Annotated in this window: 24 protein-coding genes; 14 read left to right on the top strand and 10 right to left on the bottom strand. The window is 70.5% G+C overall.

Annotated elements, in window-relative coordinates; genetic code table 11:
- Positions 1-110 precede the first annotated feature (110 nt).
- Positions 111-296, top strand: coding sequence for a CsbD family protein (locus tag FHX82_RS29735; protein WP_145932758.1), 186 nt, complete (start codon positions 111-113; stop codon positions 294-296).
- Between the two features lie 45 nt (positions 297-341).
- Here FHX82_RS29735 and FHX82_RS29730 read toward each other — a convergent pair whose 3' ends face one another.
- Genes FHX82_RS29730 through paaI form a run of 3 tightly spaced genes read right to left on the bottom strand, consistent with a single transcriptional unit; the run spans position 342 to position 2,705 of the window.
- Positions 342-956, bottom strand: a complete 615-nt coding sequence (locus tag FHX82_RS29730) for a TetR/AcrR family transcriptional regulator (protein ID WP_145932759.1) — start codon at positions 954-956, stop codon at positions 342-344.
- A gap of 23 nt (positions 957-979) precedes the next feature.
- Positions 980-2,326: a phenylacetate--CoA ligase PaaK gene (gene paaK / locus FHX82_RS29725; protein ID WP_145932760.1), complete on the bottom strand. Its 1,347-nt coding sequence runs from the start codon at positions 2,324-2,326 to the stop codon at positions 980-982.
- Between the two features lie 10 nt (positions 2,327-2,336).
- Positions 2,337-2,705 carry a hydroxyphenylacetyl-CoA thioesterase PaaI gene (gene paaI / locus FHX82_RS29720; RefSeq protein WP_145932864.1) on the bottom strand — a complete coding sequence of 123 codons (369 nt, stop codon included), beginning with the start codon at positions 2,703-2,705 and terminating at the stop codon, positions 2,337-2,339.
- A gap of 136 nt (positions 2,706-2,841) precedes the next feature.
- On the opposite strand from paaI, the gene paaZ reads away from it, so the two are divergent.
- The 9 genes from paaZ to trxA all read left to right on the top strand — a co-directional run bounded on the left by paaZ (position 2,842) and on the right by trxA (position 9,976).
- Positions 2,842-4,863, top strand: coding sequence for a phenylacetic acid degradation bifunctional protein PaaZ (gene paaZ, locus FHX82_RS29715; protein WP_145932761.1), 2,022 nt, complete (start codon positions 2,842-2,844; stop codon positions 4,861-4,863).
- The gene (gene paaA / locus FHX82_RS29710; protein WP_145932762.1) at positions 4,860-5,792 is read left to right on the top strand and encodes a 1,2-phenylacetyl-CoA epoxidase subunit PaaA; all 933 of its coding nucleotides are present in this window, start codon (positions 4,860-4,862) and stop codon (positions 5,790-5,792) included. The genes paaZ and paaA overlap by 4 nt, the downstream gene beginning before the upstream one ends.
- Complete coding sequence (paaB, locus tag FHX82_RS29705) at positions 5,789-6,070, top strand: 1,2-phenylacetyl-CoA epoxidase subunit PaaB (protein WP_145932763.1); 282 nt, start codon at positions 5,789-5,791, stop codon at positions 6,068-6,070. Before paaA ends, paaB begins: the two co-directional genes overlap by 4 nt.
- 7 nt (positions 6,071-6,077) lie before the next feature.
- Positions 6,078-6,941: a 1,2-phenylacetyl-CoA epoxidase subunit PaaC gene (gene paaC / locus FHX82_RS29700; protein ID WP_145932764.1), complete on the top strand. Its 864-nt coding sequence runs from the start codon at positions 6,078-6,080 to the stop codon at positions 6,939-6,941.
- Positions 6,935-7,423, top strand: a complete 489-nt coding sequence (paaD, locus tag FHX82_RS29695; protein WP_145932765.1) for a 1,2-phenylacetyl-CoA epoxidase subunit PaaD — start codon at positions 6,935-6,937, stop codon at positions 7,421-7,423. The genes paaC and paaD overlap by 7 nt, the downstream gene beginning before the upstream one ends.
- A complete protein-coding gene (gene paaE / locus FHX82_RS29690) occupies positions 7,420-8,499 on the top strand; it encodes a 1,2-phenylacetyl-CoA epoxidase subunit PaaE (protein ID WP_145932865.1) in 1,080 nt (359 codons plus the stop codon). The genes paaD and paaE overlap by 4 nt, the downstream gene beginning before the upstream one ends.
- Before the next feature lie 73 nt (positions 8,500-8,572).
- Complete coding sequence (locus tag FHX82_RS29685) at positions 8,573-9,223, top strand: alpha/beta hydrolase (RefSeq protein WP_145932766.1); 651 nt, start codon at positions 8,573-8,575, stop codon at positions 9,221-9,223.
- A 28-nt stretch (positions 9,224-9,251) separates the two neighbouring features.
- Positions 9,252-9,650, top strand: a complete 399-nt coding sequence (locus FHX82_RS29680) for a MerR family transcriptional regulator (protein ID WP_145932767.1) — start codon at positions 9,252-9,254, stop codon at positions 9,648-9,650.
- Positions 9,650-9,976 carry a thioredoxin gene (gene trxA, locus FHX82_RS29675; protein WP_145932768.1) on the top strand — a complete coding sequence of 109 codons (327 nt, stop codon included), beginning with the start codon at positions 9,650-9,652 and terminating at the stop codon, positions 9,974-9,976. Before FHX82_RS29680 ends, trxA begins: the two co-directional genes overlap by 1 nt.
- Before the next feature lie 87 nt (positions 9,977-10,063).
- Here trxA and FHX82_RS29670 read toward each other — a convergent pair whose 3' ends face one another.
- The 6 genes from FHX82_RS29670 to FHX82_RS29645 form a co-directional block, all read right to left on the bottom strand.
- A complete protein-coding gene (locus FHX82_RS29670) occupies positions 10,064-11,065 on the bottom strand; it encodes a ketopantoate reductase family protein (protein WP_145932769.1) in 1,002 nt (333 codons plus the stop codon).
- The gene (locus FHX82_RS29665; RefSeq protein WP_145932770.1) at positions 11,058-11,837 is read right to left on the bottom strand and encodes an SDR family NAD(P)-dependent oxidoreductase; all 780 of its coding nucleotides are present in this window, start codon (positions 11,835-11,837) and stop codon (positions 11,058-11,060) included. Before FHX82_RS29665 ends, FHX82_RS29670 begins: the two co-directional genes overlap by 8 nt.
- Positions 11,834-12,721, bottom strand: a complete 888-nt coding sequence (locus FHX82_RS29660) for a polysaccharide deacetylase family protein (RefSeq protein ID WP_145932771.1) — start codon at positions 12,719-12,721, stop codon at positions 11,834-11,836. Before FHX82_RS29660 ends, FHX82_RS29665 begins: the two co-directional genes overlap by 4 nt.
- Positions 12,718-13,731: an Lrp/AsnC family transcriptional regulator gene (locus FHX82_RS37895; RefSeq protein ID WP_145932772.1), complete on the bottom strand. Its 1,014-nt coding sequence runs from the start codon at positions 13,729-13,731 to the stop codon at positions 12,718-12,720. Before FHX82_RS37895 ends, FHX82_RS29660 begins: the two co-directional genes overlap by 4 nt.
- A 642-nt stretch (positions 13,732-14,373) precedes the next feature.
- Positions 14,374-15,204 (bottom strand): dihydrodipicolinate synthase family protein, encoded by an 831-nt coding sequence (locus FHX82_RS29650; protein WP_145932773.1) that lies wholly within the window; start codon positions 15,202-15,204, stop codon positions 14,374-14,376.
- A 23-nt stretch (positions 15,205-15,227) separates the two neighbouring features.
- Positions 15,228-15,902: a GntR family transcriptional regulator gene (locus tag FHX82_RS29645; RefSeq protein WP_145932774.1), complete on the bottom strand. Its 675-nt coding sequence runs from the start codon at positions 15,900-15,902 to the stop codon at positions 15,228-15,230.
- A 165-nt stretch (positions 15,903-16,067) separates the two neighbouring features.
- On the opposite strand from FHX82_RS29645, the gene FHX82_RS29640 reads away from it, so the two are divergent.
- Both FHX82_RS29640 and FHX82_RS29635 read left to right on the top strand, forming a co-directional pair.
- On the top strand, positions 16,068-17,555 hold the full coding sequence (locus FHX82_RS29640; protein ID WP_145932775.1) for a peptide MFS transporter: 1,488 nt from the start codon (positions 16,068-16,070) through the stop codon (positions 17,553-17,555).
- Complete coding sequence (locus tag FHX82_RS29635; protein ID WP_145932776.1) at positions 17,552-20,032, top strand: family 78 glycoside hydrolase catalytic domain; 2,481 nt, start codon at positions 17,552-17,554, stop codon at positions 20,030-20,032. Before FHX82_RS29640 ends, FHX82_RS29635 begins: the two co-directional genes overlap by 4 nt.
- 483 nt (positions 20,033-20,515) lie before the next feature.
- Here the strand turns inward: FHX82_RS29635 and FHX82_RS29630 are convergent, their stop codons facing one another.
- Entirely contained in the window at positions 20,516-21,112 is a 597-nt protein-coding gene (locus FHX82_RS29630) for a TetR/AcrR family transcriptional regulator (protein WP_145932777.1), read from the bottom strand.
- 97 nt (positions 21,113-21,209) lie between these two features.
- Between FHX82_RS29630 and FHX82_RS29625 the strand changes: the two genes are divergently transcribed.
- Together FHX82_RS29625 and FHX82_RS29620 are read left to right on the top strand one after the other, a co-directional pair.
- Positions 21,210-22,037 carry a carbon-nitrogen hydrolase family protein gene (locus FHX82_RS29625; protein ID WP_145932778.1) on the top strand — a complete coding sequence of 276 codons (828 nt, stop codon included), beginning with the start codon at positions 21,210-21,212 and terminating at the stop codon, positions 22,035-22,037.
- Positions 22,037-23,398, top strand: a complete 1,362-nt coding sequence (locus FHX82_RS29620; RefSeq protein WP_145932779.1) for an APC family permease — start codon at positions 22,037-22,039, stop codon at positions 23,396-23,398. Before FHX82_RS29625 ends, FHX82_RS29620 begins: the two co-directional genes overlap by 1 nt.
- Positions 23,399-23,417 lie beyond the last annotated feature (19 nt).

Raw genomic sequence — 23,417 nt, 5'->3', positions numbered from 1 at the left:
CACCCACGGTAAATCCTTCAGCTAAAACTGTCCAGTTTTGACTGAAGAAATTGTCCGTGTTTCCCGTCCCCCGGTCGGGGTATTCGACCCACGACCCGAAAGGAGGCGCCATGAGCAGCGACGACAAGCTGAGCAACAAGACCGAGGAGCTCAAGGGCAAGGCCAAGGAGGGGCTCGGCAACGCCACCGACAACGAGCAGTGGCAGGCCGAGGGCAAGGCCGATCAGGGCAAGGGCAACGTGAAGCAGGCCGGCGAAAAGCTCAAGGACGCGGCTAAGAACGTCTTCGACAAGTAACCGCCCGGCTGCGCCCCGCTCCCGCGACGCGGGGGCGGGGCGTTTTCAGCTCTCCCGCACGCGCAGGCCGTCGAAGGCCATCGACGCCACCGCGTCCGCCACCGCGTCCGCGCCCGCGCCGCCGCGCGGGCGGTACCACTCGATGAGCGAGTTCACCATCCCGAACAGCAGGCGCGCTGCCGTCGCCGGGTCGATGTCCGTGCGCAGGTCGCCCTCCTCGACGGCCTGTGTGACCAGCTCCGAGACGATTCGGTCGAACTCGCGGCGCCGGGCGAGCGCGTCCCGTTCCACCTTCGTGTTCCCGCGCACCCGCAGCAGCAGCGTGACGAACGGCAGCCGCTCCACGAGCACCACCACGCTGCCGCGCACGAGGTGCTCCAGCCGCTCCACCGCCCGGCCCTCGACCGACTCCAGCTCCGCCACCAGCTCGAACAACGCGTCGAGCGCGCGGTTCACCGACAGGCGCAGCAGCTCCTGCTTGCTCGGCACGTGGTGGTAGATCGCGGACTTCGTGATGCCGAGCTTGCGCGAGAGGTCCTCCATGCTGGTGCCGTCGTACCCGCGCTCGTTGAACAGCTTCACGGCGACGGCCAGCAGTGACTCGAGGTCGTAGCCCGGCCTGCCGCGCTTGGCGGCCCGTGCGGGCGGTGCGGTCGTCATACCGTCAGTATCCCCACCGCCGGTCAGTCGCGCGGCCGCTGGTCGATCACGCGCCGCAGCTTGCCGACCGAGCGCTCCAGGCTGTCGGGGTCGAGCACCTCCACGCCGACGCTCACCCCGGCGCCGTCCTTGACGCGGGCCGCGATCTCCGCCGCCGCGGCGGGCCGCCGTTCGGCGGGGGTGTCGGGCCGGGCCTCGACGAGCACCGTGAGGTGGTCCATGCGGTCGCGGCGGGTGAGCCGGAGCTGGAAGTGCGGCGCCAGCCCGGGCGTGGCGAGCACGATCTCCTCGATCTGCGTGGGGAACAGGTTCACCCCGCGCAGGATGATCATGTCGTCGCTGCGGCCGGTGACCTTGTCCATCCGCCGGTACGACGGCCGCGCGGTGCCCGGCCGCAGGGCGGTGAGGTCACGCGTGCGGTACCGGATGATCGGCAGCGCCTGCTTGGTCAGCGACGTGAACACCAGCTCGCCGGTTTCGCCGTCGGGCAGCACGAACCCCTCGACCGGGTCGACGACCTCGGGGTAGAAGTGGTCCTCCCAGATGTGCAGGCCGTCCTTGGTCTCGACGCACTCCTGCGCGACGCCCGGCCCCATCACCTCCGACAGCCCGTAGATGTCCACCGCGTCGAGGTCCAGCCGCTGTTCGATCTCCGCGCGCATCTGCTCGGTCCACGGTTCGGCGCCGAAGATGCCGACCTTCAGCGAGCTGGTGCGCGGGTCGATGCCCTGGCGCTCGAACTCGTCGAGCAGCGTCAGCATGTACGTCGGGGTCACCATGATGACCTCCGGCCGGAAGTCGGTGATGATCTGGACCTGCCGCGCGGTCATCCCGCCGGACGCGGGGATCGCGGTGGCGCCGAGCTTCTCCACGCCGTAGTGCGCGCCGAGCCCGCCGGTGAACAGCCCGTACCCGTAGGCGACATGCACCTTGTGCCCCGGCCGCCCGCCGGCGGCGAAGATCGACCGCGCCATCACGGTCGCCCACGTGTCGATGTCCTCCTCGGTGTACCCGACCACCGTGGGACGGCCGGTGGTGCCGCTGGAGGCGTGGATGCGGCGGACCCGTTCCGGCGGCACGGCGAACATGCCGAACGGGTAGTTGTCGCGCAGGTCGGCCTTGGTGGTGTACGGGAACTTCGCGAGGTCTTCGAGCGAGCGGCAGTCGTCGGGGTGCACGCCGGCCTCGTCGAACTTGCGGCGGTAGGCGGGCACGTTCTCGTACGCGTGCTGGAGCGTCCACTGTAGACGTTCGAGCTGGGTGGCCCGCAGCTCGTCCACGCTCATTCGCTCCGCGGGCGAGAGGTCGTCCGCGGCGGGCGCGGCCCCGAGGCGCTTGGCGTGTGGCACTTCGCTGTGCGTGGTGGTCATCGAAAACTCCTCAGCGGGCGATGGTGCGGCTGCGGCCGCGGAACTCGGCGACGACCTCGTCGCCGCGGCGGACAGTGACGTCGTAGATCCCGTTGCGGCCGTAGCGGGTGCGCTCCTCGGCCGTCGCGACGAGCTCGTCGCCGAGCCGGGCGCTGGTGACGAAGGAGATCTCGGCGCCGGCGGCCACGGTGACCGGGCCGTGGCTGTTGCACGCGCACGCGAAGGCGGTGTCGGCGAGCAGGAAGAGGTAGCCACCGTGGGCGATCTTGTGCCCGTTGACCATCTCGGGCGTGACGCGCATGCGGGCCGTGGCCCGCCCGTCGGCGGCTTCGAGCAGCTCGATGCCGAGGGACTTGGAAGCGAGGTCGTCGTCGAACATCGCCTGCGCCGGACCGTTCACGCGCACACCGCCTTACTGACCGAATGGACGGTTATCAAACTGACCCCTGGCCCGCCGCTTGTCAAGACGCTACCATGACTTCCTGAACGTTCGGTTGGTTAATCGAGGAGGACCGATGGCGCTCCTGCGCAGCTACGTCGCCGGCGGCTGGCACACCGCCGCGGACGAGGGTGTTCCGCTGCACGACGCGGTGACCGGCGAGGAGGTCGCGCGTGTGTCCTCGAAGGGCGTGGACTTCGCCGCCGCCCTGGAGTACGGCAGGCGGGTCGGCGGTCCGGCGTTGCGGGAGCTGACCTTCCACCAGCGGGCGGCGCTGCTCAAGGCGCTGGCGTCGCACCTGCGGGAGCACCGCGAGGAGCTGTACGCGCTCTCGGCGCGCACCGGCGCCACGCTGGGGGACTCGAAGTTCGACATCGACGGCGGCATCGGCGTGTTGTTCGGCTACGCGTCGAAGGGCAAGCGGGAGCTGCCCAACGACACGGTGTACGTCGAGGGCGGGGTGGAGCCGCTGAGCAAGGGCGGCACGTTCCTGGGGCAGCACATCGCGACCCCGTTGCGGGGTGTCGCGGTGCAGATCAACGCGTTCAACTTCCCGGTGTGGGGGCCGCTGGAGAAGCTCGCGCCCGCGTTCCTCGCCGGGGTACCGAGCCTGGTCAAGCCCGCCAGCCAGACGGCGTACCTGACCGCGCGGCTGGTGGAGCTGATCATCGAGTCCGGGATCCTGCCCGAGGGCTCGCTGCAGTTCGTCGCGGGCAGCGTGGGCGACCTGCTCGACCACGTGACCGCGCAGGACCTGGTGTCGTTCACCGGATCGGCGTCCACCGCGCAGAAGCTGCGGGCGCATCCGGCGATCGTGCGGCACGCGGTCCGGTTCAACGCCGAGGCCGACTCGCTGAACTGCTCGATCCTCGGCCCCGACGCGGTCAAGGGCACGCTGGAGTTCGACCTGTTCGTCAAGCAGCTGGTCACCGAGATGACGGTGAAGGCGGGGCAGAAGTGCACCGCGATCCGCCGCGCGTTCGTGCCGGCGGAGCTGCTGGACGACGTCGCTTCCGCCGCGTCCGAACGGCTCGCGAAGGTGACGATCGGCAACCCGGCCAGCGAAGGCGTGCGGATGGGGGCGCTGGCGAGCCTGGAGCAGCGCGAGGAGGTCCGCCGCTCGCTCAAGGCCCTGCTGTCCGCGGGCAGTGTGGTGTTCGGTGACCCGGAGAAGGTCGAGGTCGTCGACGCCGACGCGGAGCGGGGCGCGTTCATCTCGCCGGTGCTGCTCAAGGGTGATCCGGAGCGGGCGGAGCCGCACGAGGTCGAGGCGTTCGGGCCGGTGTCCACGCTGCTGCCCTACACCTCGACGGAGCAGGTCGTCGACTACGCCGCGCGCGGCGGCGGCAGCCTCGCCGGGTCGATCGTGAGCGGTGACAAGGAGTTCGTGCGCGAGGTCGTCCTCGGTGCCGCGCCCTGGCACGGTCGGCTGCTGGTGCTCGACGCCGACGACGCGAAGGAGTCCACCGGGCACGGTTCGCCCCTGCCGGCGCTGGTGCACGGCGGTCCCGGCCGCGCGGGTGGCGGCGAGGAGATGGGCGGCCTCCGGGGCGTGCTGCACCACCTGCAGCGCACCGCCGTGCAGGGCTCGCCCGCCGTGCTCTCGGCGGTCACCGGCCGCTGGGTCCCCGGCGCGCCGCGTGCCGAGGGCGTGCACCCGTTCCGGAAGTCCTTGGCGGAGCTGAAGGTCGGCGACTCGGTGGTCGCCGGGCCGCGCACCGTGACGCGCGAGGACGTGGACCACTTCGCCGAGTTCACCGGCGACACCTTCTACGCGCACACCGACCCCGAGGCGGCGGCCGCGAACCCGTTGTTCGGCGGCATCGTCGCGCACGGCTACCTCGTGGTGTCGTTCGCCGCCGGCCTGTTCGTCTCGCCCGAGCCCGGACCGGTGCTGGCCAACTACGGGCTGGAGAACCTGCGCTTCCTCACCCCGGTCAAGCCGGGCGACGAGCTGACGGTCACGTTGACCTGCAAGCAGATCACCCCGCGGCTCGACCAGGACTACGGCGAGGTCCGCTGGGACGCCGACGTGACCAACGCCCACGGCGAATCCGTGGCGAAGTACGACGTGCTGACACTGGTGGCGAAATCATGACCGCGATGGTGGAAGAACACTTCGAGCACACCCTGGAAAAGGACCAGCGGATCGAGCCGCGGGACTGGGTGCCCGAGGGCTACCGCAAGACGATGATCCGCATGATGGCGCAGCACGCGCACTCGGAGATCATCGGCATGCAGCCGGAGGGCAACTGGATCACCCGTGCGCCTTCGTTGCGGCGCAAGGCGATCCTGCTGGCGAAGGTGCAGGACGAGGCCGGGCACGGGCTGTACCTGTACTCGGCGACGGAGACCCTCGGCGCCGACCGCACCGACCTGACCGAGCGGCTCATCGACGGGAAGCAGAAGTACTCGTCGATCTTCAACTACCCGACGCTGACGTTCGCCGACGTCGGCGTGATCGGCTGGCTCGTGGACGGCGCGGCGATCTGCAACCAGGTTCCCTTGTGCCGCAGCAGTTACGGCCCGTACGCGCGGGCGATGATCCGGATCTGCAAGGAGGAGTCGTTCCACCAGCGGCAGGGCTACGAGCTGCTGATGACGATGATGAAGGGCACGCAGGCGCAGCGGGACATGGTGCAGGACGCGGTGAACCGCTGGTGGTGGCCGTCGCTGATGATGTTCGGCCCGCCGGACACCGACTCGCCGAACACCGCGCAGTCCATGGCGTGGCGGATCAAGCGGCACACCAACGACGAGCTGCGCCAGCGGTTCGTCGACATGACCGTGCCGCAGGCGGACATCCTCGGCGTGACGCTGCCGGACCCGGACCTGCGCTGGAACGCCGAACGCGGGCACTACGACTTCGGCGAGGTCGACTGGGCCGAGTTCAAGCAGGTGGTGTCGGGCAACGGGCCGTGCAACGCGCAGCGCGTCGAGCACCGGCGCCGCGCGCACGAGGACGGCGCGTGGGTCCGGGAAGCGGCCGCCGCGCACGCGGCTAAGCGGCAAGGGAGCATCGCATGAGTGACTGGCCGTTGTACGAGGTGTTCGTGCGGGGCAAGCGCGGGCTCAACCACGTGCACGTGGGTTCCCTGCGCGCGGCGGACGACGAAATGGCCCTGCACAGCGCCCGCGACCTCTACACCCGGCGCAACGAGGGCGTGAGCATCTGGGTGGTCAAGGCCGCGCACATCACCGCGTCGTCACCGGACGAGAAGGACCCGTTCTTCGCGCCGAGCGCCGACAAGGTGTACCGGCATCCGACGTTCTACGACATTCCCGACGACGTTCCGCACATGTGAGGCTCCGATGGCATTCGACAACGCTTTCGAAGCGCTCACCGAGGCACACGACGACTCCCGCTGGGCGTTCGGCACCGGGTTCGAGGATCCGCTGTCCGGTGTGGACACCACGGTACCGTCTGAAATAGACGGTGCCGCGCTCGCCGCGTACTGCCTGATGCTCGGTGACGACGCGCTGATCTTCTCCCACCGCCTGCAGCAGTGGTGCACCAACGCGCCCGAGCTGGAGGACGAGGTGGCGATCGCCAACATCGGGCTCGACCTGCTCGGCCAGGCCCGGCTGCTGCTGGCGCGCGCCGGGAAGGTCACCGGGCGCACCGAGGACTCGTACGCCTTCTTCCGCGAGGAGCGCGAGTTCCGCAACGTCCGGCTCGCCGAGCTGGAGCGCGGCGACTTCGGTCAGCTGATCGCGGTGCTGCTGGTGTTCGCCACCTGGCGGCTCTCGTTGTTCTCCCGGTTGACCGAGTCCGCGGACCCGGTGCTGGCGGCGATCGCCGCGAAGGGCGTCAAGGAGCTGACGTACCACCGCGACTACGCCGCACAGTGGGCCGTGCGGCTCGGCGATGGCACGGAGTACTCGCACGAGCGCATGCAGGCCGGGCTCGACGGGATCTGGCCGTACGTCGAGGAACTGTTCACCCCGCACGCGATCGAGCTGGAGGTGGGCGTCGATCCCTCGACCGTGCGGCCTGAGTTCGACGACGTCCTCGCGCGGGTACTGTCCGCCGCGACCCTCGTGCGGCCCGAAATTCCCGGCAGGGCCGGGGTTTCCGGGCGGACGGGCCGCGATGGCGTGCACACCGAAGCGATGGGTTACCTGCTGGCGGAGCTGCAGAGCGTCGCCCGGGCGCACCCGGAGGCGACATGGTGACCGCCCGCGCGGTCGCCGAGCGGGTGACCGATCCCGAACTGCCCATGCTGACCCTCGCCGACCTGGGCGTGCTGCGCGAAGTGTCCGAGAAGGACGGACGGGTGATCGTGTCGATCACCCCGACCTACACCGGCTGCCCGGCGATGGACACCATGCGCGACGACCTCGTGCACGCGTTGTCCGGCGCGGGCTACCGCGAGGTCGAGGTCCGCACGGTGCTGCAGCCGGCCTGGTCGAGCGACTGGATCAGCGAGCACGGCCGCCGCAAGCTCGCCGAGGCCGGTATCGCCCCGCCCGGCGCTGCGCCACGTCGATCGGGACCGATTCCGCTCACGCTGACACCGCCGGCGAAGCGCGTTGAGTGCCCGCACTGCGGTTCGCCGGACACGCGGCTGCTGTCGGAGTTCGGGCCGACAGCGTGCAAGGCGCTGCGCCGCTGCGGCGCGTGCCAGGAGACCTTCGAGCACGTCAAGGAGATCTGACGGTGACCACCAGCACCCGGGTGCGCACGGAGTTCCACCGGCTCACCGTGACCGCGGTCGAGCGGCTGTGCGACGACGCCGCGGCCGTCACCTTCGCCGTGCCGCCGGACCTGACCGGGGCGTACGCGTTCCGCGCCGGGCAGTCGCTCACCCTGCGCCGCACGGTCGACGGCCGGGAGGAGCGCCGGTCGTACTCGATCTGCGCGCCCGAAGGCACCGCGCCGCGCATCGGCGTGCGCGAGGTGCCGGGCGGGTTGTTCTCGTCGTGGCTGGTCCGCGATGTGCGGCCGGGCGACGAGATCGAGGTCGGCACACCCACCGGCAGCTTCACGCCGCCGCCAGGGCCGGGGCGGCACGTCATGATCGCCGCGGGGTCGGGGATCACGCCGGTGCTGTCGATCGCCGGGACCGTGCTGCGTGACCCGGGTTCGACGGCGACGGTGTTCTACGGCAACCGGCGCACGGACTCGGTGATGTTCGCCGACGAGCTGGCCGACCTCAAGGACCGCTGGCCCGCGCGGCTGGAGCTGGTGCACGTGCTCTCGCGTGAGCCCCGGGAGGCGGAGCTGTTCACCGGGCGGCTCGACGCGGGCAAGCTCGAAGCGTTGCTGGCGCTGGTGCCGGACCTGACGACAGTGGACCACTGGTGGCTGTGTGGCCCGTTCGGCATGGTCACCGAGGCGCGGGACCTGCTGCTGCGGGCCGGGGTGGCGGGGGAGCGGGTCCACCAGGAGCTGTTCTACGTCGACGACGTGCCGCCCGCGCCGGTCCGGCACGAGGACGCCGTCGTGGACGGCGTCACGAGCGAGGTCACGGTCGTGCTGGACGGCCGGTCCACGACGGCGGCCCTGCCGCGGGACGTCCCGATCCTGGACGGCGCGCAGCGCGTGCGGCCGGACCTGCCGTTCGCGTGCAAGGGCGGCGTGTGCGGCACGTGCCGGGCGAAGATCACCAGCGGAAAGGCCGACATGCGGCGGAACTTCGCACTGGAGAAGTCCGAAGTGGACGACGGCTTCGTGCTGACGTGCCAGTCGCTGCCCTGCTCGGACACCCTGACCGTCGACTTCGACGCCTGATGCCCAGCTGGCGGCGGGCTCGCCGCTGCGGTCAACGGTCGACTGTCAACCGTCGACGGGTGACGGGTGACCGTTGACCGCCTTCGTGCTCGTCCACAGCCCGCTGGTGGGGCCGTACACCTGGCAGCCGGTGGCCGAAGTCCTGCGCCGCCGCGGCTTTCCGGTGCAGGGCGTGCCCTCCGGGTTTCCCGACAGGCCGCCGTACCACGCGAAGCTCGTCGAGGCGGCTCGGTCGGTCCGGGGTGACGTGGTGGTGGGGCACAGCGGCGCTGGCGCGCTGCTGCCCGCGATCGCCCAGCACGGTGATCGTGGGATGGTGTTCGTGGACGCGGTGCTGCCGCGTCCGGGCCGCAGCTGGTTCGAGACCGCGCCGCCCGCCCTGGGCGAGCAGCTGCTCGGCCTGGCGCGTGAGGGGTGGCTCCCGCCGTGGCACGAATGGTTTCCCCGCGAGGCGTTCGAGGACCTGCCGCCGCGGCTGCGGGACCGGTTCTTCGCCGAGGTGCCGAGGCTGCCGCTGGCGTTCTTCGAGGAACCGGCGCCCGCGGCCCCGGAGTCGCGGTCAGCCTACGTCCGGCTGAGTGAGACGTACGACCTCTTCGCCGACGAGGCCGCGCGCCGCGGCTGGCCGGTGTACCGCGAGAACGCCGATCACCTCGCGATGCTCACGCAGCCGGACCGGATCGCGGACGTCGTCGTGCGGGCGGTGGAGTCGGTGTTGCCTTGACGTGCACGTCAAGGTTTACGGTCGGATCATGCGCATCGGCGAGCTGGCGCGGCGGGCCGGGACCACCACCCGGGCGCTGCGGTTCTACGAGTCACAGGGGCTGCTGGACGCCCCGCGGGCGGCGAACGGCTACCGGGAGTACGGCGAGGAGGAGTTCCGGCTGGTCCGGGAGATCCTCACGCTGCAGGCGGCCGGTCTGAGCCTGGACGACACGCGGCCGTTCGTGGAGTGCCTGCGTGCGGGACACCCTCGCGGTGACTCGTGCGCCGACTCGGTCGAGGTGTACCAGCGCAAGCTCGACGAGGTGAACGCCTGCATCGACCGGTTGACCGCGGTGCGGGCCGATCTGCTGGCCAAGCTCGCCGACGCGCTCCCGGGGCCGCCCGGCCCGTGCGGAGTTTCCGTTGAACCCGAAGAGGAGTCCTGATGCTGACCGTCACCGACGCGACCTTCGCCGAGGAAGTCCTGCGGAGCGAGCAGCCCGTGCTGGTCGACTTCTGGGCGCAGTGGTGCCCGCCGTGCCACATGATCGCGCCCGTGCTGGAGGAGATCGCGGTGGAACGAGCCGGTTCGCTGGTCGTCTGCAAGATCAACAGCGACGAGAACCCCCTCACCGCGCGCACCTACCAGATCATGTCCCTGCCGACGCTGCTCCTGTTCCAGGCAGGCCGGCCGATCCGCTCCCTCGTAGGCGCCCGCCCGAAGGCCCGCCTACTGTCCGAACTGGACGATGCGCTCACCGTGCGGGCATAGGGGGTTCCCGGTCGTGCACTTCCTGCGGTGGGGTGGACGACCCGCCCACCTCGCCGCGCCGGCGTCTTCCTCTGACGACCAGGACGCTCAACCCAGCCCCCGCTCCAACTCCACCAGGTGGTCCTCCGACATCGCCGCCTCGCCGGTTTCCACCGAACGCAGCCGGGTCAGCATCGCGGTCAGCAGTGGCACCGCCACGCCCCGTTCGCTTGCCTCCGCGAGCACCGGACCGTAGTGGTCGTGCACCTCCACCGGGCGGTGGCGCACCGCGATGTCGCGCCAGATGCCGCTGCGGTCCTTCGGCATCGTGCGCAGCCACGCGGTCAGCCGGTCGGTCGCCGCGTCCTGGCCGGTCGCGCCCGGCACGTACGCCACCGGGTCGAACTGGTCGAACGGCTCCAGCCGCCGCCCGCCCGCGAGGGCCACCGCCAGCACCTCCTCGGTGATCGCGTGCATCAGCGGCCGGTGCCGGTCGATCAGGTCGGCCATCGGCGCGTCCGCGAGCGCCGTCGTCGTGAGCATCGCACCGAAGCCGAGCTTCGCCCACAGGTAGCCCTCGACGTTGTTCGTCGCCTTCGCCGGGCCCCACGCCTGCAGGTCCGCGACGACCCGCTCGACCCGCTCCGAAATCCACCCGTCCGGCTCTCCCACGACGAGCGCGCCCTGCCCGCCGTCACGGATCACCCCCGGCTCGACGACGTCCGCGAACAGGTTCACGAATGCACCGACTGTCCTTTCCGGACCGACAACGGACGCGATCAACCGCTCGTTCAACCCGTTCTGCAGCGAAACCACGAAACCGTCAGGTGCCAGGCGCGGCTGGAGCCACGGCAGCACTGCCGCGGTCGCCTGCGCCTTCACCGCCAGCAGCACCTGGCACAGTTCCGCGGGCGCGTCGTCCGGAACAACGGCTTCGACCGCCACCCGCTCGTCCCCGTCCGGGCGCCGCAGGACGAGTCCGTTGGACCGGATCGCCTCCACGTGGGCCGCGTCGGCGTCCACGATCAGCAGCCGGTGTCCGGCGCGCGCCAGGTGGAAGGCGAGCGTCCCACCGATCGCGCCGCCGCCGACGACCGTGTACTCAGCCATGGTGGTGTCCTTCCTGCACGGCGGTGTGCCCGTTCCAGTGCAACGGCAGTGAGGGCGCGCCTGCGGTCGATCCGCCGTCGACCCGCAGCACCGCGCCGGTGATCCAGCTCGCGTGCTCCCCGGCGAGCCAGTGCACCGCCTCGGCGATGTCCGGTGGCAAACCCCGGCGCCCCAACGGGTTCACCGACACCGCGGCCGCGTACTCCTCGGTGACCGGGTTCGCCGGACTGTCCACAGTGACGAAACCCGGGCTCACCGCGTTGACCCGGATACCTTGTCCGCCCAGTTCGACCGCACACGCCTTCGTCAGCATCTCCAGTGCCGCCTTCGACGTGGCGTAGTGCGCCGCGCCGGGACGGGCCCGCGTCGCCGCGCCCGAGGAGATGTTCACCACCGCACCCGGACCGCCCTGCCGTCCGAACGCGACAGTCGTGAGCAGCGCTGCCCGCACGTTGACGTCCTGCACCCGGTCCCACGCCTCCGCGGTCATCTCCAGCAACGACGTCGCCGGGTAGATACCCGCGGCGTTCACGAGCACGTCGAGCTTCCCAGCCCGGCCGACCAATCCTTCGGCGAACTTCGCGTCGGCGAGATCTCCCGGCAGCTCGACGACTTCCGTGCCGTACTTTTCGCGCAGAACCAATGCGGTCGAGGCGAGTTCGCCGGCACGGTAGTCGGACAACGTCAGCCGGCAACCGTCCGCCGCGAACCGGTCCGCGATCGCGGCTCCGATCCCACCGCCGGCACCGGTGACGAGCACGTGGCGCGTCATGACGCCGCCAGCACGTGGTCGACGATCTGCGCGTGCGTGGCGAACCAGACGCCTTCGTGCCCGGAGATGTACTCCAGCAGTTCCGTGAGCACGGCGATCCGGGAACGGTGCCCGATGATGTGCGGGTGCATGGTGAGCTGGAAGATGCCGCCGTCGGCGTAGGCGCCGTCGAACTCGTCGCGCCAGATCGACAGTACGCCTCGCGGCGGCGTGTAGGGCCGCAGCGACGCGAACCGGTCCATCATGAAGTACGGCGCGTCGTCGCGGATCCATTCCACCGGAAGCTCGACGACGCCCGTGGGTTCGCCGTCGGCCAGCAGTTCGTAGCAGTCGTCGTCGGCCATCAGCGAGGAGTCGTAGCGCAACCCCAGCTCTTGCGTGATCTTCAGCGTGTGCGCGGAGAAGTCCCACGACGGCGTGCGGATGCCCACAGGCCGGACACCCGTCAGCCGCTCCAGGGTGTCGGCCGCCCGGAATGCCAGCTCGCGTTCGTCCTTTTCGGACAAGCTCGTGTTGCGCTCGTGGATCCAGCCGTGCAGCGCCACTTCGTGACCCTGGTCTACATAGGACCTGGCTTCGCCCTCGTGCAGGAGTGCCGACACGGCAGGCATGTAGAACGAGGCGGGAGCCGAGAACCGTTCGAGCAGCCGGAGGATGCGCGGAACACCGACGCGGGCGCCGAACTCGCCCTGCGCCAGCTTGCCGGGTAGCACCTCGCCGTCACGCAGCGCGGGCGTCTCGTGGTCGGAGTCGAACGACAGCGCGACGGCGACCTTGGCGCCGCCGGGCCACGACGACGGCCGCAACGACCGCCCGGCGCGCACGTGCTCGACGTGCCCCCGCCAGGTCGGCTCGTCCCACTGCCACGGTTGTTGCTCGCTCACGCGTTCTCCAGACTCGGTCGGGGCGCCGGGGTGGGTGCCCAGGCGCGTTTGAGGGTGTTCACCTGCAGCGTGACGTCGGCGGCCTGCAGCCCGGGCAGTGCGCCGACGACGTCGGTGGTGTACCGGTACAGCTCGCCGTAGTGGCGCAGCACGATCTGCCCGGCGACGTTGAACCGGCCGGTGGTCGCGGACAGGTACTTCGTCGCCGGGTGCGCCGCAAGTTGTTGCCCGGCTTTGTCCAGTTCGGACGGTAGTATGGACAGCCAGAGCATGAACTCCAGTGCGAACCCGAGCAACGAGGGCTCGGCGAGCGTACGGAAGCGCAGACAGCCGCGGCGCACCAGGGAATCCATGCGGCGGGACACAGTGGACTCGCTCGTGTCGACCTGTTTCGCCAGCTCCTTGACGGGCATCCGGCCGTCCTCGCCGAGTGCGGCGCTGATCGCCAGGTCCAGCTCGTCCAGTTTCTCCGGTGGGCTTTCCCAGTGCTGTTCCTCGAACGGCCGCGTGTCCCCGCCGCGCAGCTCGGTCACAGCGGTGTTGTCGAGCTCGCCGGAGTTCCAGTCGTGATTGGACAGGAACGTACGCATGACCGCCAGTGTTTCCGTCTCCAGCAGGGATCCTTCGGCGGGAAGTCCGTGCAGCTGGATGCCCGCGATGTCCTCATAGGACGGAAGCACCAACTCGGCGACGCAGTCGGCGCTACCGGCGAGCACGCTCACGTAACGCGCGTCGGGCCGCCCCGCGAAGGCGGCGGCGACCTCGCCGGCGGTGCCGGGAGCACAGCGGGCGCGCACGAGCACCGGCACGCCGAGGCCGCAGCGCAGCACGTCGAGCACGCCGATCACCCGCAACTGTCCGGACGCGGTCAACTGCGCGGCCCGCCGCAGGACGGTGGACTCGCTGGCGCCGACGTGCCGCGCGATGACGTTCCAGCCGGCCCTGCCGTTGAGCTGCAAGGCAGCAGCAATCCGCCGGTCGAGGTCGCGGGACTTGACGTCGTTCTGCACGGAGTTGATTCTTGGTGCAAGAATCCGTCACGTCAAGGGTGGTTGTGCAAGAATTCCTGCACTGGACCCCCGCGAGTGCTGCTCTGGCTGGGCGCCATCGCTTGCGTCCACCCCGCCGTGACTTGCGCGGTTGGGTGATCGGCCCCCGCGCGCGGGTGCTTCTCCCAGCCCTCCCGCGACTCACCCCATCGCGAGCGGCACCAACGCACGTGCGGATCGGCGATCGGCCACGCGGACGGCCACCTTCTTCCGACCTTGCCGCTGCTCACGCCGCCGTGGGTGGTGGCACGTGCGTGCGGATCGGTGATCGACCGCCGCGGCGGCCGCCTTCTCCCGTCCTCCCACCGCTCACTTCACCGTGGCTGGCGGCGATGGGCCTGCGGATCAGTGACCAGCCAACGCAAGCGGCGTCTTCTCGCGGCCTCACCGCCACCCACTTCACCGCAGTGGGAGCACCGCGAATGCGGATTGGTGACCGACCCACGCGACCGGCCACTTTCACCTGGCCTCACCGCCACTCACGCCACCGCGAGCGACGGTGATCGGCCTACGCGGGCAGCCGACTTCTCTCAGCCCTCCCACCGCTCACGCCGTCGCGAATGGCGGCAACGCGCGGATCAGCGACCGACATCCTCCCCACGCTCACCCCATCGCGAGCGGGCTCGCCTCGGTCACCGGCATGCGCATGGTGGCGGTGCCGATGCCCTGGGCGTGCAGCGCGGCCTTGATGCCCTGCGGGGTTCCGCCGAGGGCGGCGAGCACCTGGTCGGCCCGGGCCTGCGCCTCTCGTTCCGCCTCGGCGTCACCGGCGGCGACGGCGGCCGCGAGCGCCGTGAACGGCTCCGGCTCGGCCGCGGACAGCCCGGACACCACGCCCGCGCCGCCCGCGCGCACGACCGACGCGAGCGCGGCGTCCGCGCCCGACCACAGCCGCAGGCCGTCCGGCAGCGCCGCCCGGAACGCGGGCAGGGCGTCCGCGGCGGCACCACTCAACTTCGCCCCGGCCAACCCCGTCTCCGCCGCTATCCCGGCGAACTCCGCGGGAGTGACGTCGATGCCGCTGCGTTCGGGGAAGAGGTAGCCGTACACCTCGGCGCCGTCCGCGACCGCGGTGATCGCGCCGAAGTGCTGCCGCACGGCGGCGGTGTCGGCGGGCAGGTAGTACGGAGTGAGCGCGGCCAGCCGCCGCACCCCCAGCACGCGCACGTCGTGCGTCAGCCGGACGGCCTGCCGCGTGCTCGCCGCCCCGACGTGCGCGACCACCCCGGACGGAGCGAAGACCTCCAGCGCGGCGCGGACCAGCTCCACCCGTTCGCCGTGCTCCAGCGCCGGGAACTCGCCCGTGGTCCCGGCGACGAACACGCCGGACACGCGGCCGGCGAGCCGCCGGTACAGCAGGGCGTTCGCGGCGAGGTCGAGTTCACCGTCAACGGTGAACAACGTGGGGACGGCGGCGAGGACTTCGGCGTGCATGGCCTGCTTTCGGGAAGGAGGAGTCAGGAGGCTGAGCGTTCGGTCAGCTCGGCGAGCGCCGCGCGCATGCGCTCACACGAGCCGTCGAGGTGCTCGACGAGGTGGGCGAGCGCGTACTCGAGCGTGCCGAACCGGAGGGCGTCGGCGAGCTCGGCGTGGTCCGACGCGATCGGGCGCAGGTCGCGGTCGCGGGTGTTGGTGACGTCCAGCATCGCGGCGAAGATCGGCCGGTGCATCGCCCACGTCGCGGCGAGCCGCTTGTTGCCCGCCACCACGTAGAACGCGCTGTGGAAGTCGAGGTCCGCCGCGGCGAAGGTGGCGGGATCCGAGGCCTCGGCGGCGGCGCGCATGCGGGAAAGCGCTTCCTCGATCGGGGTCCAGTCGGCTTTGCCGCGCCGTGCGTGGGCGCCGCGGAACGCGAGCCCTTCCAGCGCGCCCCGCAGCGAGTACAGCTCGACGAGGTCGACGTCGGTCAGCCCCCGGACGAACACCCCACGGCGGCGCGTCTCCACGAGTCCTTCGAGTTCCAGCTGCCGCAGCGCGTCACGGACCGGGCCACGGCTCACGCCGAAGTTCTCGGCCACCCAGCCTTCGACCAGGTGCTGTCCCGGCGCCAGCTCGCCCCGCACGATGAGGGCCCGCAGCTGTTCGAGCAGCTGCTCGCCCAGCGGCGCCTGCCGGAGCGGACTGACCTGCATCACGTACCCCCTGTACCGGACCACCGCGGGCGCGGCGATTTCCGGCACCGACTCTAGGCGCTGGTTGTGTAGACGGTCAACATCGACCGTTGACGGTTAACCGTAGACGAGACATAGTGCCTCCAGCAGCTTTTCCCGGTCCGCACGTAGTCCAATGGAGGAACCGTGCCCCACAGCGTCGACACCGCAGCGCCACGGACGGAGTCCTCCGGCGTGCGCCTGCGCCAGCCCGCCGGCTTCGGCACCCTGTTCTTCACCGAACTGTGGGAGCGGTTCAGCTTCGCCGGCATGCGGGCGATCCTGGTGCTGTTCATGGCCGCGCCGGTCGCGGAAGGCGGGCTGGGCCTCAGCGCGGTCACCGCCGCGAGCCTGTACGCCGTCTACAACTCGACCGTCTACATGCTGTCGCTGCCCGGCGGCTGGATCGCCGACCGGCTGTGGGGCTCGCAGCGCGCGGTGTTCGTCGGCGGCTGCACGATCGCGCTCGGGCACCTGGTGCTGTCGATTCCGACGGTACCGACGTCCTACGTCGCGCTCGTGCTGATCGCGATCGGCACCGGCACGCTCAAAGCGAGTGTGCCGACGATCCTCGGTGGACTGTATGCGCCCGACGATCCGCGGCGCGATCCCGGCTTCACGCTGTACTACCTCTCGATCCAGATCGGCGGGTTCACCGCGCCGTTCGTCACCGGCGCGCTCGCCGTGGCGTTCAGCTGGCACGTCGCGTTCATCGCCGCCGGCATCGGCATGATCCTCGGTCTCGCCGTGTACGCCGTGGGGCGGCGGAAGTTCGGCGACGTGGGCAAGGTCGCGCCGCAGCCCGCCACACCCGACGAGCGCCGCCGGCTCACCCGCAAGGCCGCGCTGTGGTCCGGGGTCGCGGTGGTGCTGCTGGTGATCGACGTGCTGCTCAAGTGGTTCAGCCTCGGGCAGCTGATCAACATCATGAGCCTCGTCGGGATCGTGGTGCCGATCGTGTACTTCGCCGCCATGTTCCGCACGCCGGACGTGGACCGGTCGGAGCGCTCGCGGCTGACGGCATTCGTCTGGTTCTTCGCCGCCGCCGCGTTGTTCTGGCTCGTCTACGACCAGGCGGGCTCGACGGTGAGCCTGTTCATCAAGGACAAGGTCAACCGCAGCATGTTCGGCTGGGAGGTGCCGGTCGGGTTCTTCCAGTCCGCGCACGCCGCGTTCATGATCGTGCTGGGCAGCGCGTTCGTGCTGATCTGGGCGAAGATGGGCCGCCGCCAGCCCGCCACGCCCGCGAAGTTCGGCATCAGCCTGACGTTCATCGGCGCGTCGTTCCTGCTGCTCGGGCTCGCCGCGACCACCGCGACCGGCGGGAACAAGGCGCTCGTGTGGTGGATCGTCGGGTTCTTCTTCCTGCAGGGCATCGCCGAGACGCACCTCGGGCCGGTCGGGCTGAGCGCGTCGACGAAGCTCGCACCCGCGCGGTTCGCCACGCAGACGATCGGGCTGTGGTACCTGTCCACCGCGACCGGTGGCGCGGTCCAGGGGCAGGTCGTGAAGCTGCAGACCGTGCTGCCGCAGCCGGTGTACTTCGGTTCGCAGGGCCTGCTGCTTGTGCTCGCCGGGATCATCCTGTTCCTGGCCGTCCGGCGGATCCGGGCACTCATGGAGGAGGACGGATGACCCTGCGCGCGGTCGGCCTGCGCTGCGAGCACCGCGCCGGGATTCCGTGCGTCGATGTCGCGGCCCCGCGGCTGCGGTGGGCGCTGAGCGGAGACAGTCGGGAGCAGACGGCGTACCAGATCCAGGTCGACGGGCACTGGGACTCCGGCATCGTCCACTCAGGACAAAGTCTCGAAGTCCGTTATGCGGGGCCGGAACTGCAGCCCGCCCGGACGTACTCCTGGCGGGCGCGCGTGTGGGACGAGCACGGCGAACCAGGGCCGTGGAGCGAGCCCGCTGCTTGGCACACGGGGATCACCTGGACTGCACCGTGGATCGCGCACGACCTCCGCGGCGACCCCGGCGTGGTGGACCCCGCCGTCCGGTACGGGCCGACGAACCGGCGCGGCATGCCTCCGGCGCCGGTACTACGTAGGACGTTCTCGGCCGAGGTGGCACCCGCTCTGCTGTACGTGACGGCACGCGGGCTCGCGGTGGTGGAGCTGAACGGCGAGCGCGTCGACGATGCCGAGCTGGTGCCCGGCTGGACAGACTACGTCCAACGTCAGACGTACCACGTCGTCGACGTGACCCGCCTGTTGCGGCCGGGGGAGAACGTGCTGACCGCGACGCTCGCCGACGGCTGGTACTCGGGTTTCGTCGGCAGCGATCCGCGGCGGCCGGGCAACCTCTACGGCCGTCACCCGTGGTTCCGCTGCGAGCTGCACGTCGACGGGGTGTTCGTGGTGGGTACCGACGAGCACTGGGTGTCGGGCTACGGTCCCGTGCGCGGGGCGGATCTCCTGCGTGGTGAGTCGTACGACGCTTCGGTGTCTCTTGTGGACTCGCGGGCGGTGCTGACTCGGGAGCACGACGGCGTGCCGATGGTCGCGGATCGGGGGGAACCTGTCCGTGTTACGAAAGAGCTTGTAGCGCAACGAATCGACCGGGTGGGCGAGGACAGGTTCATCGTCGACTTCGGACAGAACCTGGTCGGCCGACTCCGCGTGCGAGTCCCGGCGAGGGAGACTCTGCGGCTGCGGCACGCGGAAGCGCTTTCCGAGGGGGAGCTGTACCGCGACAACCTGCGGACGGCAGACGCCGAGGACATTGTCGTGGCCGGCGATATCGACGAAGTATACGAACCACGGTTTACCGTACACGGATTCCGGTATGCAGAAATCCAAGGCAGCACGGCGCCGCCCGACGTGGTCGCTCGCGTGCTGCACACGGACATGCCGCGAGCCGGGCGCTTCCGGTGTTCGGACGAGCTGGTGAACAAGCTGTGGAGCAACATCGAGTGGGGTCTGCGCGGCAACGTCGTCGGCCTGCCGACGGACTGCCCGCAGCGCGACGAGCGCATGGGCTGGCTCGCGGATGCGCAGGTGTTCGCGCCGACGGCGGCGTTGATCATGGATGTGTCGGCGTTCTTCACCCGCTGGCTCGACGACGTGCTGGACGCGCAGTCGGAGGAGGGCGTGTACCCGGACGTGGCGCCGAAGGTGCCCACCACGCGCGACGGCGCGCCCGCGTGGGCCGACGCCGGGGTGATCCTGCCGTGGCTGCTGTACCGCACCTATGGGGACACGGACATCCTACGTCGACACTGGTCCGCAATGGACAGTTATCTGGGCTTTCTCCGGCGTAACAACCCGGATCTGCGGTGGCGGCACCGGCGGCACAACGACTACGGCGACTGGTTGTCCGCGGGGGAGGACACGTCGCGAGACCTGGTGGCGGCCGCGTACTGGGCGCACGACGCGGCGTTGATGGCGGAAATGGCCGAGGTGCTGGGAAAAGCGGCGGCCGCGGCGGAGTACCGGAAGCTGCGGGCCGACCTGGTGGAGGTGTTCCGCGCCGACCACCTGGACGCCGACGGACGGGTCACCGGCGACACGCAGACGGGGTACGCGCTTGCGCTGGGCATGGACCTGGTGCCGGAGGAGCTGCGGTCGCGCGCCGCCGCGCATCTGGCGGCGAACATCGAGCGGCACGGCGGGCACCTGACCACGGGGTTCCTGGGGGTGGGGCTGCTGTGCCCGGTCCTCGCGGCGAACGGGTACGGCGACCTCGCACACCGGTTGCTGACCAACCGGACGTACCCGTCGTGGGGCTACACGATCGACCGCGGGGCGACGACGATCTGGGAGCGGTGGAACGGCTGGACCGATGAGGAGGGCTTCGCGTCGGCGGCGATGAACTCGTTCAACCACTACTCGCTCGGCTCCGTCGGGGCTTGGCTGATCGAAGGAGTGGCCGGCATCCGCTCGGCGGCGCCGGGTTACGAGCGGATCGTGATCGCCCCGGTGCCGGGCCCCCTGACGTGGGCAGAGGCCGAGTACGAGTCGCCCCGAGGCACGATCCGCAGCAGCTGGCGCTGTGTCAACGAGCGTTTCACGCTGGAGGCGACGGTGCCCCCGGGCGTATCGGCGAGGGTCGTCCTACCTGGTGGCGAGGAGGTCGACGTGGGGCCAGGGAGGCACCGATTCGGTGAGTGAGGTCCGGCGCGGGAGTTGCCGAGGCTGGGTGAGGGCGGTCGGGTCGCGGCGGGCCGGTTGGAAGGGGAAGGTCGTCCTACCGATCGGTGAGGTCGGGGCAGGACCGGGAATGCACCGCTTCGACCGGTGATGCCCGGTGCCGAGTCAGTGGGACGGCGGCGGTCGTCCTACCTCTATGAGGGTGAGGCGTTGGTGCGATTGGTGAGCTGGATGCGACGGTGGTGATCGTCCTACCACTGGTGGGTGTCGTCGGCTGGGAAGTCGGTGACCCCCAACAACTAGCTGGTGGAGACGGCGGTGGCGTTTCCTGTGTGGGGACGAGGCGCTGGTCCGGGTCGGGGGGAGCTGGGCGCGGGGGTTGTGGTCGTCCTACGTCTGGTGGCTGCCGTCAGGCAGGGAAGCGCTCGGTTCAGCGAGGTATTGGCCAGGCAGGACGGTTGTGATCGTCCTACCTCTCGGTTGCGCTGGTCTCCGTCGCCGGTGTCAGGCGTCGAGCCTCAGTGTCAGGCGGGCGTGCAGCAGCAACCGCTGCTCTACCTCGTCCGGGGTCAGGGCTCCTGTCAGGACGTCCAGGCCGTAGCCGTCCTCCAGGGCTACGAACTCGCGGGCCAGGGCGGCCACCTCGGCGACCGGGTGGAACTCGCCCGAGTGTTCGCCCTCCGTGAGTACCTTCTGGTACAGCGCGGTCTGCCGGTCGATGAAGCGCTTGTACTCCGCGGCCGCTGCGGCGTGGCGCAGCACCACCGGCGCCAACTCGTACAGCACGCGGCTCGCGTCCGCCGTCTCGCCGGGGCGCGGCACGCCTGACCGGATGCACGCCCGCAGCCGGTCACCCGCTGCCGTGAACCGGGCGATCTCCTGTTCCCGCTGCTCGCAGTACGTCACACTGCCCTGCGCGAGCACGGCGGTGAACAGCTCGTGCACGTCGGGGTAGTAGTACAGCACCGAAGCCGGCGTGAGCCCCGCCTGCTCCGCGATGTCCCGCAGCCGCGCCTGCGCCGCCCCGCGCTGGAGCACCGCCTGCGCGGCGGCGGCGATCAGCTGGGCACGGCGGGCGGTCTGGTTCCGCGGACGGGGCATGTCCGAATCGTCGCACGCGGGAACGACACCACCCGTTGACAGGGCCCCGTTAGTTATCTAAATTTCGTTTAACTTTCTCCCGGCTCCGAGGACTCCCATGAGCAGACCCCTTCCGCTGGCGCTCGTCCAGGCGCCCACCCGGACCCTCGACGAGTACGCCGCCGACGTGCAGCGCCTCGCCGCCGACCGGCCGCAGGTGCGGCTCGTCGTCCACCCCGAGCTCCACCTGTGCGAGCGCATGGAGGACGCCGAGCCGCTCGACGGCCCGCGCGACCGGACCCTCGCCGAACTGGCGGGCGACCTCGGCCTGTGGCTCGCGCCCGGCAGCGTCTACGAGCGCGGCGACGACGGTGAGACCTACAACACCGCCGTGGTGTACTCGCCGGAAGGTCGCCGCGTCGCGTCCTACCGCAAGATCTTCCCGTGGCGCCCGTACGAGAAGACCACGCCGGGCGACCGGTTCGTCGTCTTCCCGATGGAGGGCTTCGGCCGGATCGGGCTGTCCATCTGCTACGACGCGTGGTTCCCCGAAACCACCCGGCACCTGGCCTGGCTGGGCGCCGAGCTCGTGCTCAACTTCGTGCAGACGCCCACCGTGGACCGCGCGCAGGAGCTGGTGCTGGCGCGTGCCAACGCGATCGTCAACCAGGTGTTCGTCGCCAGCGTCAACGCCGCCGCGCCCCACGGGCTGGGCCGCAGCCTCCTCGTCGACCCCGAGGGGCACGTCCGGGCCGAGGCGACCGGCGCCGAGACCACCGTGCTCACCGACGTGGTGGATCTGGCCACTGTGGACACCGTGCGCGAGTACGGAACCGCGGGCCTGAACCGCATGTGGGACCAGTGGTCGCCGGACGAGCGGCCGCTGGACCTCCCGCTGTACTCCGGAAAGCTCGACCCCGCCCGCTGGCAGCCCAGGAGGCCGTAATGTCCACACAGGACACCGAGGACACCCGCCTGACCGCGCGACTCACCCTGCCCGGAGTGGTCGTGTTCGGACTTTCCTACATGGCCCCGGCGATCGTGGTCTCGACGTTCGGCGTCATCGCCGTCGCCACGCACGGCACCGCGCCGAGCGGTTACCTGCTCGCCACCGTGGCCATGCTGCTCACCGCGCTCAGCTACGGCAAGATGGCGCGGCTGTTCCCGGTCTCCGGCTCGGTCTACACCTACGCGCGCAAGATGCTCGACGCGCGCGTCGGGTTCCTCGCCGGATGGGCCATCCTGCTCGACTACTTCTTCCTGCCGATGGTCGCGTGGCTGATCCAGTCGGTGTACCTCAACGCGCAGTTCCCCGCCGTCCCGGTGTGGGTGTGGCTGGTGGGCAACATCGTGCTCACCACCCTCATCAACGTCCTCGGCCTCGTGGTGGCCGACCGGGTCAACCGGATCCTCATGGCGCTCACGCTGAGCGGACTGGTGGTGCTGGTCGGCTTCTGCGTGCACTACCTCGCGACCGGGCCCGCGACCTCGCCCGGCGCGGCGTTCTGGAACCCGGTGTCGGGCATCTCGGCGATCTCCGCCGGGGCGGCGATCGCGGCCTACTCGTTCCTCGGGTTCGACGCGGTCAGCACGCTCAGCGAGGAGACGCGCAACCCGCGGCGGACCATCCCGCGAGCGATCGTGCTCACGGTGCTCGCCGGCGGCGTGATCTTCGTGGGCCTGTCGTTCGTGATGCAGTGGGTGCACCCCGGCGACCGGTTCGACGACCCGTCCTCGGCGGGCTACGCGATGTCGACCCTGGTGGGCGGCAAGACTTTCGCGGACGTCATCAACGTCGTCACGCTCATCGGCGGGTTCGCCTCGGGGCTGACCATCCAGGCCAGCACCAGCCGGCTGCTCTACGTCATGGGCCGCGACGGCGTGCTGCCGCGGCGGTTCTTCGGGCACCTGCACCGCAAGCTGCGCACGCCGGTGCCGAACCTGCTGCTGATCGGCGCGGCCGCGCTGCTGGCGCTGAACCTGTCGGTGGAGACGGCGACGTCGTTCATCAACTTCGGCGCGTTCCTCGGCTTCACGCTGGTGAACCTGTGCGTGCTCGCGTACTTCGTCCGGCAGCGGCGGGCGGGTGCGAAACCGGGGATTTTCACGCACGTGCTGGTGCCGCTGGCCGGGGCGGCGGTCGACGTCTACCTGCTCACGCAGCTCAGCCCGGTCGCCCGCTACCTCGGGCTCGGCTGGCTCGTGCTCGGGTTGGTCTACCTGACCGTGCTGACCCGCGGGTTCCGCAAGGCGCCGCCGGAGTTCGAGATGACCGACCGGGAACCGGTGCGGGAAAGCGCTTCCTGAGCCGGAACCTATGCTCCTG

This window comes from Amycolatopsis bartoniae, assembly GCF_014191255.1.
Taxonomy (GTDB): domain Bacteria; phylum Actinomycetota; class Actinomycetes; order Mycobacteriales; family Pseudonocardiaceae; genus Amycolatopsis_E; species Amycolatopsis_E bartoniae.
The sequence above is the reverse complement of the archived record's forward strand: the minus strand, read 5'-3'. Positions and strand labels throughout refer to the sequence as shown.

Bases quoted from the DNA above. Each gene is read 5' to 3' on its own strand.
- FHX82_RS29620 (WP_145932779.1), top strand. From the start codon at position 22,037: ATGTCCACACAGGACACCGAGGACACCCGCCTGACCGCGCGACTCACC.
- FHX82_RS29730 (WP_145932759.1), bottom strand. From the start codon at position 956: ATGACGACCGCACCGCCCGCACGGGCCGCCAAGCGCGGCAGGCCGGGC.
- FHX82_RS29625 (WP_145932778.1), top strand. From the start codon at position 21,210: ATGAGCAGACCCCTTCCGCTGGCGCTCGTCCAGGCGCCCACCCGGACC.
- FHX82_RS29680 (WP_145932767.1), top strand. From the start codon at position 9,252: ATGCGCATCGGCGAGCTGGCGCGGCGGGCCGGGACCACCACCCGGGCG.
- paaI (WP_145932864.1), bottom strand. From the start codon at position 2,705: ATGTTCGACGACGACCTCGCTTCCAAGTCCCTCGGCATCGAGCTGCTC.
- paaD (WP_145932765.1), top strand. From the start codon at position 6,935: ATGGTGACCGCCCGCGCGGTCGCCGAGCGGGTGACCGATCCCGAACTG.
- paaC (WP_145932764.1), top strand. From the start codon at position 6,078: ATGGCATTCGACAACGCTTTCGAAGCGCTCACCGAGGCACACGACGAC.
- FHX82_RS29735 (WP_145932758.1), top strand. From the start codon at position 111: ATGAGCAGCGACGACAAGCTGAGCAACAAGACCGAGGAGCTCAAGGGC.
- FHX82_RS29635 (WP_145932776.1), top strand. From the start codon at position 17,552: ATGACCCTGCGCGCGGTCGGCCTGCGCTGCGAGCACCGCGCCGGGATT.
- FHX82_RS29650 (WP_145932773.1), bottom strand. From the start codon at position 15,204: ATGCACGCCGAAGTCCTCGCCGCCGTCCCCACGTTGTTCACCGTTGAC.
- FHX82_RS29630 (WP_145932777.1), bottom strand. From the start codon at position 21,112: ATGCCCCGTCCGCGGAACCAGACCGCCCGCCGTGCCCAGCTGATCGCC.
- FHX82_RS29645 (WP_145932774.1), bottom strand. From the start codon at position 15,902: ATGCAGGTCAGTCCGCTCCGGCAGGCGCCGCTGGGCGAGCAGCTGCTC.
- paaB (WP_145932763.1), top strand. From the start codon at position 5,789: ATGAGTGACTGGCCGTTGTACGAGGTGTTCGTGCGGGGCAAGCGCGGG.
- paaZ (WP_145932761.1), top strand. From the start codon at position 2,842: ATGGCGCTCCTGCGCAGCTACGTCGCCGGCGGCTGGCACACCGCCGCG.
- paaK (WP_145932760.1), bottom strand. From the start codon at position 2,326: ATGACCACCACGCACAGCGAAGTGCCACACGCCAAGCGCCTCGGGGCC.
- FHX82_RS29665 (WP_145932770.1), bottom strand. From the start codon at position 11,837: ATGACGCGCCACGTGCTCGTCACCGGTGCCGGCGGTGGGATCGGAGCC.
- FHX82_RS29670 (WP_145932769.1), bottom strand. From the start codon at position 11,065: ATGGCTGAGTACACGGTCGTCGGCGGCGGCGCGATCGGTGGGACGCTC.
- paaA (WP_145932762.1), top strand. From the start codon at position 4,860: ATGACCGCGATGGTGGAAGAACACTTCGAGCACACCCTGGAAAAGGAC.
- trxA (WP_145932768.1), top strand. From the start codon at position 9,650: ATGCTGACCGTCACCGACGCGACCTTCGCCGAGGAAGTCCTGCGGAGC.